Here is a 13,257-nt window from a genome sequence, read left to right on the forward strand (position 1 = left end):
CGGGTCATGGATACCATCATCAAGGCAATCGTCTTTCTTCCGCTGATCGGCTTCCTGATCGCCGGCATCGGCGGCAACGCCATCGGCGCCAAGGCATCGGAATACGTCACGTCCGGCTTCATGATCATCGCCGCCGTGCTGTCGTGGATCGTCTTCTTCGACGTCGCCATGGGCGAGGCGGAGATGATCAAGGTCAGCGTGCTGCGCTGGATCCAGTCCGGCAACCTCGATGTCGAATGGGCGTTCCGCGTCGATACGCTGACGGCCGTCATGTTCGTCGTGGTCAACACGGTCTCGACGCTCGTGCACATCTACTCGATCGGCTATATGCACCACGACCCGCATCGGCCGCGCTTCTTCGCCTATCTCTCGCTCTTCACCTTCGCCATGCTCATGCTGGTGACTGCCGACAACCTGCTGCAGATGTTCTTCGGCTGGGAAGGCGTGGGCCTGGCGTCCTATCTGCTGATCGGTTTCTGGTACAAGAAGCCTTCGGCCAGTGCGGCCGCCATGAAGGCGTTCATCGTCAACCGCGTCGGTGACTTCGGCTTCATTCTCGGCATTTCCTGCGTCTTCGTGCTGTTCGGCTCGATCAATTTCGAAACGATCTTCGCGACCGCCGCCACCTATCTGCCGGCCGAAGGGGCTGCGGATGCGGCCGAACCCGTCATCAACCTGTTCGGCATGTCGCTCGACAAGTCGCATGCGCTGACGGCCACCTGCCTGCTGCTCTTCATGGGCGCGATGGGCAAGTCGGCGCAGTTCCTGCTGCACACCTGGCTTCCGGACGCCATGGAAGGCCCGACCCCGGTCTCGGCCCTCATCCATGCCGCGACCATGGTCACCGCCGGCGTCTTCCTCGTCGCCCGCATGTCGCCGGTCTTCGAACTGTCGCATGACGCCCTGATGGTCGTCACGCTCGTCGGCGCGATCACGGCCTTCTTCGCCGCGACGGTCGGCCTCGTGCAGAACGACATCAAGCGCGTCATCGCCTATTCGACCTGCTCGCAGCTCGGCTACATGTTCGTGGCGCTCGGCATCGGCGCCTATGGCGCGGCCGTCTTCCACCTGTTCACGCACGCCTTCTTCAAGGCCCTGCTGTTCCTCGGTGCGGGCTCCGTCATCCACGCCGTCGATGGCGAGCAGGACATGCGCTACATGGGTGGCCTGCGCAAGCACATCCCCATCACCTTCTGGATGATGACGATCGGCACGCTCGCGCTGACCGGCGTCGGCATCCCGGGCACGGTCATCGGCTTCGCCGGCTTCTTCTCGAAGGATGCGATCATCGAATCGACCTTCGCGTCGCACAGCCCGATCGCCGGATTCGCCTTCGTGCTCCTGGTCATCGCCGCGCTCTTCACGAGCTTCTATTCCTGGCGCCTGGCCTTCATGACCTTCTTCGGCAAGCCGCGCGCGTCCGCAGACGTCATGCACCACGTGCACGAATCGCCGGCCGTGATGCTGATCCCGCTCTACATTCTGGGCGTGGGCGCGATCTTCGCCGGTGTGATCTTCGTCGAGTACTTCTTCGGCCATCACTACGCCGAGTTCTGGCAGGGCGCTCTGTTCACGCTGCCGGGCAACGACCTCGTCAACGAGTACCACCACGTCCCGCTGTGGGTGAAGTGGAGCCCGTTCGCCGCCATGGCACTCGGCTTCGTCACCGCCTGGTACATGTACATCCGCTCGCCGGAGACCCCGAAATACCTGGCGGAGCAGCACCGCGGCCTCTACCAGTTCCTGCTCAACAAGTGGTACTTCGACGAACTGTACGATTTCCTCTTCGTGCGTTCGGCAAAGGCTCTGGGCCGGTTCCTCTGGAAGAAGGGTGACGGCGCCGTCATCGACGGTCTCGGCCCGAACGGTGTCGCCGCCCGCGTCATCGACGTCACCGACCGTGTCGTGCGTCTCCAGACCGGTTACCTCTATCACTACGCATTCGCGATGCTGCTGGGTATTGCAGCACTCGTCACCTGGATGATGCTCGGGAGTTCCCTCTGATGACCGATTGGCCCATTCTTTCAGCGGTCACCTTTCTCCCGCTCGTCGGCGTGGCGCTTCTGCTGCTGACGCGTGAAGACAGCCCGTACGGCCGGCGCAACATCCTGAATGTCGCGCTGCTGACGACGGTCTTCACCTTTGTGCTCTCGCTCTTCATCTGGATCGGCTTCGACTATTCGAACCCCGGTTTCCAGATGACCGAAAAGCATGAATGGCTCGGCACCGGCATCTCCTACCACCTGGGCGTCGACGGCATCTCCATGCTGTTCGTCATCCTCTCGACCTTCCTGATGCCGTTCTGCGTGCTGGCGAGCTGGAACACCATCGAGAAGCGCCTGAAGGCCTACATGATCGCCTTCCTGCTTCTGGAAGTGTTCATGGTCGGCGTCTTCGTCTCGCTCGACATCGTGCTGTTCTACGTGTTCTTCGAAGCGGGCCTCATTCCGATGTTCATCATCATCGGCGTGTGGGGCGGCAAGGATCGCGTCTACGCATCCTACAAGTTCTTCCTCTACACGCTGCTCGGCTCGGTGCTGATGCTGCTCGCCATCATGGCGATGTACTGGCAGGCCGGCACGACCGACATCACGGAACTGCTCGCCTACAACTTCCCGGCCCATATGCAGACCTGGCTGTGGCTCGCCTTCTTCGCATCCTTCGCGGTGAAGATGCCGATGTGGCCGGTGCATACCTGGCTTCCCGACGCGCACGTTCAGGCGCCGACGGCGGGTTCGGTCATCCTGGCGGGCGTGCTCCTGAAGCTTGGCGGCTACGGTTTCATCCGTTTCTCGCTCGCGATGTTCCCGCTCGCCTCGGACTATTTCGCACCCTTCGTCTTTACGCTGTCGGTCATCGCCATCATCTACACCTCGCTGGTGGCGATGATGCAGGACGACATCAAGAAGCTGATCGCTTATTCGTCGGTCGCCCATATGGGCTACGTCACCATGGGCATCTTCGCGGCGAACGCGCAGGGCCTGCAGGGCGCCATCTTCCAGATGCTGTCGCATGGTATCGTCTCGGGCGCGCTCTTCCTCTGCGTCGGCGTGGTCTATGACCGGCTGCATACCCGCGAGATTTCGGCCTATGGCGGTCTCGTCAACAACATGCCGAAATATGCGGTCGCCTTCATGCTGTTCACCATGGCGAATGTCGGCCTTCCCGGCACGTCGGGCTTCGTCGGCGAGTTCATGACGCTGCTCGGCGTCTTCCGTGCCAACACCTGGGTTGCGCTTTTCGCGACCACCGGCGTCATCCTCTCGGCCGCCTATGCGCTCTGGCTCTACCGCCGGGTGATCTTCGGTGCGCTCGAAAAGGAAAGCCTGAAGTCGCTGCTCGATCTCTCGGGCCGTGAAAAGCTCCTGCTCTATCCGCTGGGCATCCTGACCATCTTCTTCGGTGTCTATCCGTCACCGGTCTTCGATGTGACGGCGGCTTCGGTCGACGCCCTGCTCAACCAATATTCCGCGGCTCTGCAAGCGGCGCAGCAATCTGTTGCGCTTCTGGCGAACTGACGACGGGACCCTAGACATGACTGCTGATACAATCCTCGCCAGCCTGCAGCTCTCGATGCCGGAGATCATTCTGGCCGTTGGCGCCCTGGCCCTGCTGATGATCGGTGTCTTCTCGGGCGAACGCTCCGGGACGACGGTCACGGGGCTTGCCGTCGCGCTGCTCATCATCTCCGGTCTCTGGCTGGTGCTCGCCACGGGCGAGGGCCAGGCCTATGGCGGCGCCTTCGTCTCCGACCCGTTCGCACGGTTCATGAAGGTGCTGGCGCTGATCGGCTCGATCACGGCCATGGTCATGACGGTCGGTCACGCACGCTCCGACCAGCTCGACCGCTTCGAGTTCCCGGTGCTGATCGTGCTGTCGACGCTCGGCATGCTGCTGATGATCTCCGCCAACAGCCTGCTGTCGCTGTATCTGGCGCTGGAACTCCAGTCGCTCGCGCTTTATGTCGTCGCCGCTATCAACCGCGAAAGCCTGCGCTCGACGGAAGCCGGCCTGAAGTACTTCGTGCTCGGCGCGCTGTCTTCGGGCATGCTGCTCTACGGCATGTCGCTGGTCTACGGCTTCACCGGCCAGATCGGCTTCCAGGAAATCGCCTCCGCGCTGACCGCCGAGGGCCGCTCGCTCGGTCTCGTCTTCGGCCTGGTCTTCATCCTTGCCGGCCTTGCCTTCAAGATCTCCGCCGTGCCGTTCCACATGTGGACGCCGGATGTCTATGAAGGCGCGCCGACCCCGGTCACGGCCTTCTTCGCGGCCGCGCCGAAGGTTGCCGCCATGGCCATGCTCGTGCGCATCGTCATCGATGCCTTCGAGCCGGTCGTCGCCGACTGGCAGCAGGTCATCGTCTTCATCTCGATCGCCTCGATGCTGCTCGGTTCGTTTGCCGCCATCGGCCAGAGGAACATCAAGCGCCTGATGGCCTACTCCTCCATCGGCCATATGGGCTATGCGCTGGTCGGCCTTGCCGCCGGCTCCATGGCCGGTGTGCGCGGCGTTGCGCTCTACATGCTCATCTACATGGTCATGACGCTCGGCACCTTCGCCTGCATCCTCGCCATGCGCCGCAAGGAAGGCGGCAATGTCGAGGATATCAACGACCTCGCGGGCCTGTCCTCGACCAATCCCTTCATGGCGACCGTCCTGACGGTCCTCATGTTCTCGCTTGCCGGCATTCCGCCCATGGCCGGCTTCTTCGCCAAGTACTTCGTGTTCATGGCGGCGATCGAGGCGCATCTCTATGCGCTGGCCATCATCGGCGTGCTGTCGTCGGTCGTCGGCGCCTACTACTACCTGCGCGTCATCAAGGTGATGTGGTTCGATGAGCCGACCGGCGAATTCGCGCGCACGTCGGGCGAGCTGAAGCTGGTCTTCGGTCTCTCCGGCCTCTTCGTTCTCGGCTATATCCTGATCGGCGGGCCGATCGGCAACGCAGCCGAAGCGGCGGCACGGACCTTCTTTTGAGCCGGTCCGGTCATCCTCGCCTGATGTCGCTTGACGACTTCCGGCATGAGGCGCTCACGGATGTGAGTTCGACCAACACGGAATGCCTGGAGCGCGCCCGAGAGGGCGCGCTTTCCGGTCTCTGGGTGACCGCCGTGCGCCAGACGGGCGGTCGCGGGCGGCGCGGTCGCGCGTGGTTCTCCGAGCCCGGCAATCTCTATGCCTCGCTGCTGCTGATCGATGCGGCGCCGATGGACCGTCTCGGCTCCCTGCCGCTCGCCGTCGCCGTTGCGGTACAGGATGCGATCAGCCGCGTGATGCCGCTCGATGCGCCTGATGTACTGATCAAGTGGCCGAATGATATCCTCATCGAGCGCCGCAAGGTCTGCGGCATCCTGGTGGAAGGAGAAACGCTTGCCGACGGCCGGCATGCGCTGGTCATCGGCATCGGCATCAATGTGGCCGTGGCCCCGCAGGCGGGCCTCTATCCCGTGGCGACGCTGCGCGATTTCGGCGTATCCGCTTCCCCCGACGAGCTTTTCGCCCATCTCTTCCAGTCGATGGCAAAGACGCTGTCCTTGTGGGATGGCGGGCAGGGCATCGCCGTGATCATGGAACGCTGGAAAGAGGTCGCCGGCGGCATCGGCGAAAACATAACGGTCAATCTCCCGGACCGTTCGATTTCCGGGCGCTTTGCGGGAATTGATGATACAGGTCTCCTCAAGCTGGAGACGGATGACGGCGGCACGCGACTGATCGCGGCCGGCGACGTATTTTTTGGATAGGATGTTTTGAACACGATGGCACAAGAAGACGAACTGGTGTTCCTGCCGCTTGGCGGCGTCGGCGAAATCGGCATGAACCTGGCGCTCTATGGCTACGGCCCGAAGGCCAACCGCCAGTGGATCATGGTCGATTGCGGCGTCACCTTCCCGGGACCGGATTTGCCGGGCGTCGATCTCGTCCTGCCCGATATCCGCTTCCTGGCCAAGGAACGCGACCGGCTGAAGGGCATCATCATCACTCACGCGCATGAGGACCATTACGGTGCGCTGAACGACCTGTGGCCCGGCCTAAACGTGCCGGTCTATGCCTCGCCCTTCACGGCCGGCATGCTGGAGGCCAAGCGCGACTACGAGCGCAGCCGCGTCGAAATTCCCGTCACGATCTTCAAGCAGGGCGACCGCATCCATGTCGGCCCCTTCGAAATCGAGGCGATCGGCGTCAATCACTCGATCCCCGAGCCCATGTCGCTGGCGATCAAGACGCCGCTCGGCACGGTCGTCCATACCGGCGACTGGAAGATCGACCTTGAACCGTCGCTTGGTCCGCTGACGGACGAGACGCGCTTCCGCAAGCTCGGCGACGAGGGCGTGCTGGCGCTGATCTGCGACAGCACGAACGCGCTGCGCGACGGCGTTTCGCCCTCCGAGCGCGAGGTGTCGGAAAGCCTGACCAAGATCATCGAGGCATCCGAGGGCCGGGTCGGCATCACCACCTTCTCGTCGAATGTGGGACGTATCCGCTCGATTGCGCGTGCAGCCGAGGCCGCCGGGCGCGAGGTGCTGCTGCTCGGCAGTTCCATGAAGCGCGTGACGGATGTGGCGCGCGACATCGGCCTGATGGAAGGCATCAAGCCTTTCATCGCCGAGGACGAGTTCGGCTACATTCCCCGCGACAAGGTCGTGGTGATCCTGACCGGCAGCCAGGGCGAGCCGCGCGCGGCGCTGGCCAAGATCGCCCGCGACGAGATGCGCAACGTCGCCTTCACCGCCGGCGATACGATCATCTTCTCCTCGCGCGCCATTCCCGGCAATGAGAAGGCGATCAACGATATCAAGAACGGCCTGATCGAGCAGGGCATCCATATCATCACCGATTCCGAGGCGCTGGTGCATGTGTCGGGCCACCCCCGTCGCCACGAGCTGCAGCAGATGTATGGCTGGGTGCGCCCGAAGATCGTCGTGCCCGTGCACGGCGAAGCCGCGCACCTGACGGCGCATGCCGAGCTTGCGGAACAGTCGGGCATCGGCAAGGTCCCGCGCGTGCGCAATGGCGACGTCCTGAAACTTGCCCCCGGCGAGCCCGAAGTCGTGGATCATGCCCCGTTCGGCCGCATCTTCAAGGATGGCAACCTGATCGGCGATTTCGAGGAGATGGGGATCGGCGAGCGGCGCAAGTTGGCCTTTGTCGGCCACGTCGCCGTCAGCGTTCTGCTCGACAGCCGCTACGATTTCATGGGCGATCCCGAGGTCGAGCCCTTCGGCCTGCCGCAGTTTGATGACGAGGGCGAGGATATGGGCGATACGCTCTATGATGCCATCCTCGGCGCCGTCGAAAGCATTCCCCGGGCCCGCCGCAAGGATCTCGAAATGGTGCGCGAAGCAGTGCGCCGCGCGGTGCGTTCCACCGCAAACGAGATCTGGGGCAAGAAGCCCGTCGTGACGGTGTTCCTGACCAAGGTCTGATTGCCGATGTCGGGGGAATGATATCGGAAGCGCTCAGGCCTTCTCATCCGGCCCTTCGGGCCACCTTCTCCCCGCGGGGAGAAGGTGCCGGCAGGCGGATGAGGGGGCACATGGATGGCCACAGGAGAATGCCATGCTCGGAAGGGTCAATCACATCGCCATCGCCGTGCCGGACCTCGCCGCGGCCACGGCGACCTATCGCGATACTTTGGGCGCGAAAGTATCGCAGGCGCAGGCCCTGCCGGAGCATGGCGTGACGGTGGTGTTCGTCGAACTGCCGAATACCAAGGTCGAACTGCTCGAGCCGCTGGGCGAGGCATCGCCGATCGCGGCCTTTCTCGAAAAGGCGCCGTCGGGCGGCATGCACCACATCTGCTACGAGGTGGACGATATTCTCGCCGCGCGTGACCGGCTGGTCGCCGGTGGCGCGCGCGTGCTGGGCGACGGGAACCCCAGAACCGGCGCGCATGGCAAGCCGGTGCTTTTCCTGCATCCCAAGGATTTCCTCGGCACCCTGGTCGAGCTCGAACAGGTGTGACAGCGCGCCGCCCTTCTTCCATTTGAACTTCGCACTCGCCCGGCGTAAAAGGGCGCTGTCGCACGAGGGCCGCCCATGCAATTCGTTTCCTACTTTGCCGTTTACTTCATCGCCTGGTGGATGACGCTTTTCGCCGTCCTGCCGTTCGGACTGCGCACGCAGGCCGAGGCGAACGAGGTGGTGCCCGGCTCCGTGGAAAGCGCGCCGGCGCGCTTTCGCGGCGGTCGTGTGGTCCTGATGACCACCATTGTCTCGGCACTGATCTATGGCGGCTGGTATATCCTGTCCGTGCGCTTCGGCTACGGCATCGATTCCCTTCCGCAGCTCTATCCCGACTTCGAATAGCGCCTGCCGCAAATGTTAACGGCCCGCCAAGGGCCGGAGCATTCCATTCCTGTTCGGCGGATATCCAGGAAATCCGTTCCTTTGGCACGTCGCGCGCTTCGGCGTTATACGCGTCCCTTAAATGGCGCGGGCAGGCGGAATTTCGACGATATGGAGATGAAGGCCCGGAGATGCGCCCGTGAGGCCGAGTGTCGCAGCTTAAGCAGGTGCGCGCCTATGTCCCGTGGACATCGCCGAAAACTGCTGACGTAACGGGAAGGGTCGGCCTGAAGTCAAAAAAAAACAAGGCGTAAAGCCTTGTTTTACAGGTATCGCGTGATCTCTATCCGTTGTGCGGTGGCAGCGTCTGCGCGCGCCAAAGATCTGATCCTCCCAAGACTTGACCGCGAATTTGGCTGGAATTTGCACTTCCTGCCTGTTTTGTGACCTGAAATTAGCCCAAAGCTTAGGCGTTGTCATCCGGTTTTTTTGCATTTTTGCTACAGTGGAATAAAATTTTTCCATTGACAAGCCGCGCGCAATTTCCGTTATTGCTCGCCCCTTTTTTTCGCCACATTCCTCCGGGCCGCCAAGAGCGGTGGACAGTGCTTCGCGCCGTCGCGCCCATGAGGCCTGCCGGGTTTCCTTCCTTTCGCGAAGCGTTTATGAACGCGTGAAAATCAACGTCATTTTGCCCGATTCCCCCCATAGGGCGGTTCGGTCAGTTCGGAACCCTTCTCTTATGCGTCTTTCCCGCTTCTTCCTGCCCATCCTGAAGGAAAATCCCAAGGAGGCTGAAATCGTCTCCCACCGGCTCATGCTGCGTGCGGGTATGATCAAGCAGCAGTCCCAGGGCATCTACACCTGGCTGCCGCTCGGCAAGCGCGTGCTGGACAAGGTGACCGCGATCATCCGCGAGGAGCAGAACCGTGCCGGCGCCGTCGAGCTTCTGATGCCGACGCTGCAGTCCGCCGAACTCTGGCAGGAAAGCGGCCGCTACGACGCCTATGGCAAGGAAATGCTGCGCATCAAGGACCGCCAGGAGCGCCCGATGCTCTACGGCCCGACCAACGAGGAGATGATCACGGACGTCTTCCGCTCGTTCGTGAAGTCCTACAAGGATCTGCCGCTCAACCTCTACCATATCCAGCTGAAGTTCCGCGACGAGATCCGCCCGCGTTTCGGCACCATGCGCTCGCGCGAATTCCTGATGAAGGACGCCTATTCCTTCGACCTGAACCGCGAAGGCGCGGTCCACGCCTATAACCGCATGTTCGCGGCCTATCTGCGCACCTTCACGCGCATGGGCCTGCGCGCCATTCCGATGCGTGCCGATACCGGCCCGATCGGCGGCGACCTCAGCCACGAATTCATCATCCTGGCCGATACGGGCGAGTCGGAAGTGTTCTGCCACAAGGACTTCCTGGACCTCGACATTCCCTCCGAAGACACCAACTTCGAGGATGCTGCGGCCCTGACGGCGATCTTCGACAAGTGGACGTCGCGCTATGCCGCCACGTCCGAGATGCACGACGCCGCAGCCTTCGATGCCATCCCGGAAGGCGAGCGCCTGTCGGCGCGCGGCATCGAAGTCGGTCACATCTTCTATTTCGGCACGAAATATTCCGAAGCCATGGGCGCCAAGGTCCAGGGCCCCGACGGCAAGGAACATGCCGTGCATATGGGCTCCTACGGCATCGGCCCGACGCGTCTCGTGCCGGCGATCATCGAAGCCTTCCATGACGAGAACGGCATCATCTGGCCGAAGGCCGTCGCGCCCTTCGAGGCCATCGTCATCAACATGAAGTCGGGCGATGCCGCCTGCGACACCGCCTGCGAGACGATCTACAACGCGCTCATGAACGCCGGCGTCGATGTTCTCTACGACGACAAGGACGAGCGCGCGGGTGCGAAATTCGCGACCGCCGATCTGATCGGCTCACCGGTCCAGATCATTGCCGGCCCGCGTGGCATCGCCAACGGCGAGGTCGAGATCAAGGATCGCAAGACCGGCGAACGCGAGACGCTGACCATCGAGGCGGCGATCAACCGCCTGACTTCAGGGAATTGATGCGGCGCTAGAGCGCCGGGTGCAACGGGAGAGATCATGGCTGACGCAGCGAGCGGTGCATCTGCATCCGAGGCACAGGCCTTCAAGAAGAACCGCCCGTTTTCCGCTTTCGAGCGGATGGTCGCCTGGCGCTACCTGCGCTCCCGGCGCAAGGAAGCCTTCATCTCGGTCATTGCCGGCTTTTCCTTCATCGGCATCATGCTGGGCGTGGCGACGCTCATCATCGTCATGGCGGTCATGAACGGTTTCCGCACGGAGCTGATCTCCCGCATTCTCGGCATCAATGGCCATATGATCGTTCAGCCGATCGATACGCCGCTGACCAACTACGGGCAGCTGGCCGAGAGGCTTTCGAAAGTGGCCGGCGTCACCATGGCGATCCCGCTCGTCGAGGGCCAGACGCTGGCCTCAGGCACGGCAGGCGCGGGCACCGGCGCGCTGGTGCGCGGCGTGCGTCCGGAAGATCTCGCCAAGATGAAGGCCGTCTCCGATCACATCAAGGAAGGCGATCTCGTCGGCTTCGCCACGGGCGGCGTGGCGATCGGCGCGCGCATGGCCGAGCAGCTGGGGCTCAGCGCGGGCGGGCAGATCACGCTCGTCGCGCCGGAGGGCGACGTGACGCCGCTCGGCGTCAACCCGCGTGTAAAGACCTATACGGTTTCGGCGATCTTCGAGATCGGCATGTCGGAATACGATGCGTCGATCATCTACATGCCGCTCGAAGAAGCGCAGCTCTATTTCAATGCCGAAGGCATCGTGCAGTCGATCGAGCTGTTCGTGTCGAACCCGGATGCGGTCGATGAACTTCGCCAGCCGCTGGAGGCGGCCGCGGAGCGGCAGATATTCATCACCGACTGGCGCCAGCGCAACAAGACGTTCTTCTCGGCACTCGAGGTCGAGCGCAACGTCATGTTCATGATCCTGACGCTGATCGTGCTGGTCGCGGCGCTCAACATCATTTCCGGCCTGATCATGCTGGTGAAGGACAAGGGCAGCGACATCGCGATCCTGCGCACCATGGGGGCGACGTCGGGCGCCATCATGCGCATCTTCTTCATGACGGGCGCGGCCATCGGTACGGTCGGCACGTTCGCGGGCGTGCTGCTCGGCGTCGTCGTCTGCCTCAACGTCGAATCCATCCGCCAGTTCTTCTCCTGGATATCGGGCACGACGCTGTTCAACCCGGAACTCTACTTCCTGAGCCAGCTGCCCGCCGACATGAATGCCGGGGAGACGGTATCGGTGGTCGTCATGGCGCTGGCGCTGTCGTTCCTCGCGACGATCTTCCCCGCCTGGCGCGCCTCCAAGCTCGATCCCGTCCAGGCCCTTCGGTACGAATAGGAACAGAACGCATGAATGCGCGCGTCGCTTTGGAACTGAAGGGCATCGAACGGCACTATGGCCAGGGCGAAACCACGCTGTCGATCCTGCGCGGCGCCGATTTCACGCTGCGGAGCGGCGAGACGGTCGCGCTCGTCGCCCCATCCGGCACCGGAAAATCGACGCTGCTGCATATCGCGGGCCTGCTGGAAAAGCCCGATGCGGGCGAGGTTCTCGTCAACGGCCATTCCTGCGCGACGCTCGGCGATGACGAGCGCACGGCCATCCGCCGCGGCGAGATCGGCTTCGTATACCAGTTCCACCACCTGCTGCCGGAATTTACGGCACTCGAAAACATCATGATGCCGCAGCTCATTTCCGGCCTCACCAAGGCGGAAGCGCGCGAGCGCGCAGCGCAGCTGCTCGATTACATGCGCATCGGCCACCGTGCCGACCATCGCCCCTCGGAGCTTTCCGGCGGCGAGCAGCAGCGCGTGGCGATTGCCCGCGCCGTGGCCAACGCACCGCTTCTGCTTCTGGCCGACGAGCCCACCGGCAATCTCGACCCGGAAACCGCCGGCTACGTCTTCGAGGCGCTGGAGGCGCTTGCCCGCCAGTCCGGTCTTGCCGCGATGATTGCCACGCACAACCATGAGCTCGCCGGCCTGATGGACCGCCGCGTGACGATCGAAGACGGCCTCGTGCGCGAACTCGCCTGAGGCCGCAACCGGCGTGCGGTGACGCGCGTCAGGATCAGTTGTCGAGGCCGCAGATCGAGCGGCCGATATCGTCCTTCCAATCCTTCAGGAGAACGAACTGCGCCTGGCCGGCCACCGGCCGGCCGCTGCTCTTTCCCTTGCCGGTCAGAACGTTCAGGTCGCATTCCTGCCCGCCGTCGGGGTTCAGCGTGTCGTAGGAGTTGAAGGTGTAGCCCGCCACGATGAAATCGAAGTTGCGATAGGCGATGGTGAGCGACTGGCGCCAACGGTCGCGGCCGATGGTCTCGTTCTTCGTCGACAGCGTGAAGGAGCCGTTGGCGAGTGCGGCAAGCTCCGGCTCCTGGCCGAACAGCGTGAGGCTGCCCCAGACGGTGTTGGGCAGCGACAGGGCGACTGTCAGCCGGCTTTCGTTCGGTTTGGCCAGATAGACATAGAGCCCGTTGTCGTCGCCGTCGTTTTCCGGCGTCGCGATGACGGCGAGATCCGCGGTTCCGTCCTTGTTCCAGTCGCCACTTGCCATGGCGATGATGCGCTCTGCCGGAAAGTCGGCGGCGATCGCGCCGGCGGGCAGAACGGTCGTTGAAAACAGCAGGGCGGCGGCAAACGACTTCATCTCAATTCTCCGTTGATCGGCCAGACCGTATTGCGCTTGGCGGCGGCGGTCCAGAGGGGCTGTGGAAAACTGTTGACACGAGAACAATAGTGGAACAAAATAAAAACATAAAAGGAAAGGGAGACACCAATGACCGACTTTCTTCGCGATCTCGCAGCCTTCACCACCATGGCAATGTTCGTCGCCAGCTTCTCCGTCATTCTCTTCGGCATCTGACATTTTCGCCGCATCCGTCAATGGAATGCGCC

The 13,257-nt window shown here is 62.8% G+C and carries 12 protein-coding genes; 10 read left to right on the plus strand and 2 right to left on the minus strand.

The genetic code is table 11. From position 1 onward, the window contains the following. Nucleotides 1-6: 6 nt before the first annotated feature. From nuoL to K6301_RS05525, 10 genes are all read left to right on the plus strand, one after another. On the plus strand, nt 7-2,004 hold the full coding sequence (gene nuoL / locus K6301_RS05480; protein WP_247219773.1) for an NADH-quinone oxidoreductase subunit L: 1,998 nt from the start codon (nt 7-9) through the stop codon (nt 2,002-2,004). Beyond that, nucleotides 2,004-3,518, plus strand: coding sequence for an NADH-quinone oxidoreductase subunit M (locus K6301_RS05485; RefSeq protein WP_247219775.1), 1,515 nt, complete (start codon nt 2,004-2,006; stop codon nt 3,516-3,518). Before nuoL ends, K6301_RS05485 begins: the two co-directional genes overlap by 1 nt. A gap of 16 nt (nt 3,519-3,534) precedes the next feature. Then, on the plus strand, nt 3,535-4,977 hold the full coding sequence (gene nuoN / locus K6301_RS05490; RefSeq protein ID WP_247219777.1) for an NADH-quinone oxidoreductase subunit NuoN: 1,443 nt from the start codon (nt 3,535-3,537) through the stop codon (nt 4,975-4,977). Nucleotides 4,978-5,000: 23 nt separating this feature from the next. Next, nucleotides 5,001-5,741, plus strand: coding sequence for a biotin--[acetyl-CoA-carboxylase] ligase (locus K6301_RS05495; protein WP_247219779.1), 741 nt, complete (start codon nt 5,001-5,003; stop codon nt 5,739-5,741). Nucleotides 5,742-5,756: 15 nt separating this feature from the next. Then, nucleotides 5,757-7,424 carry a ribonuclease J gene (locus K6301_RS05500; RefSeq protein WP_134650735.1) on the plus strand — a complete coding sequence of 556 codons (1,668 nt, stop codon included), beginning with the start codon at nt 5,757-5,759 and terminating at the stop codon, nt 7,422-7,424. A gap of 133 nt (nt 7,425-7,557) precedes the next feature. Next, nucleotides 7,558-7,962, plus strand: a complete 405-nt coding sequence (mce, locus tag K6301_RS05505) for a methylmalonyl-CoA epimerase (protein ID WP_247219782.1) — start codon at nt 7,558-7,560, stop codon at nt 7,960-7,962. Between the two features lie 75 nt (nt 7,963-8,037). Beyond that, nucleotides 8,038-8,307, plus strand: coding sequence for a DUF1467 family protein (locus K6301_RS05510; RefSeq protein ID WP_247219785.1), 270 nt, complete (start codon nt 8,038-8,040; stop codon nt 8,305-8,307). A gap of 721 nt (nt 8,308-9,028) precedes the next feature. After that, entirely contained in the window at nt 9,029-10,357 is a 1,329-nt protein-coding gene (proS, locus tag K6301_RS05515; RefSeq protein WP_247219787.1) for a proline--tRNA ligase, read from the plus strand. A 36-nt stretch (nt 10,358-10,393) separates the two neighbouring features. Then, nucleotides 10,394-11,698 carry a lipoprotein-releasing ABC transporter permease subunit gene (locus K6301_RS05520; RefSeq protein WP_247219790.1) on the plus strand — a complete coding sequence of 435 codons (1,305 nt, stop codon included), beginning with the start codon at nt 10,394-10,396 and terminating at the stop codon, nt 11,696-11,698. Nucleotides 11,699-11,709: 11 nt separating this feature from the next. Continuing rightward, on the plus strand, nt 11,710-12,396 hold the full coding sequence (locus K6301_RS05525; protein WP_241596381.1) for an ABC transporter ATP-binding protein: 687 nt from the start codon (nt 11,710-11,712) through the stop codon (nt 12,394-12,396). 34 nt (nt 12,397-12,430) lie between these two features. Here the strand turns inward: K6301_RS05525 and K6301_RS05530 are convergent, their stop codons facing one another. After that, on the minus strand, nt 12,431-13,009 hold the full coding sequence (locus K6301_RS05530) for an FG-GAP repeat protein (protein WP_247219791.1): 579 nt from the start codon (nt 13,007-13,009) through the stop codon (nt 12,431-12,433). Beyond that, on the minus strand, nt 13,006-13,209 hold the full coding sequence (locus K6301_RS05535; protein ID WP_247219793.1) for a hypothetical protein: 204 nt from the start codon (nt 13,207-13,209) through the stop codon (nt 13,006-13,008). Before K6301_RS05535 ends, K6301_RS05530 begins: the two co-directional genes overlap by 4 nt. Between the last annotated feature and the right edge of the window lie 48 nt (nt 13,210-13,257).

Origin of the sequence: Shinella oryzae (assembly GCF_023038235.1) — a bacterium.
GTDB classification, from domain to species: Bacteria; Pseudomonadota; Alphaproteobacteria; order Rhizobiales; family Rhizobiaceae; genus Shinella; species Shinella sumterensis.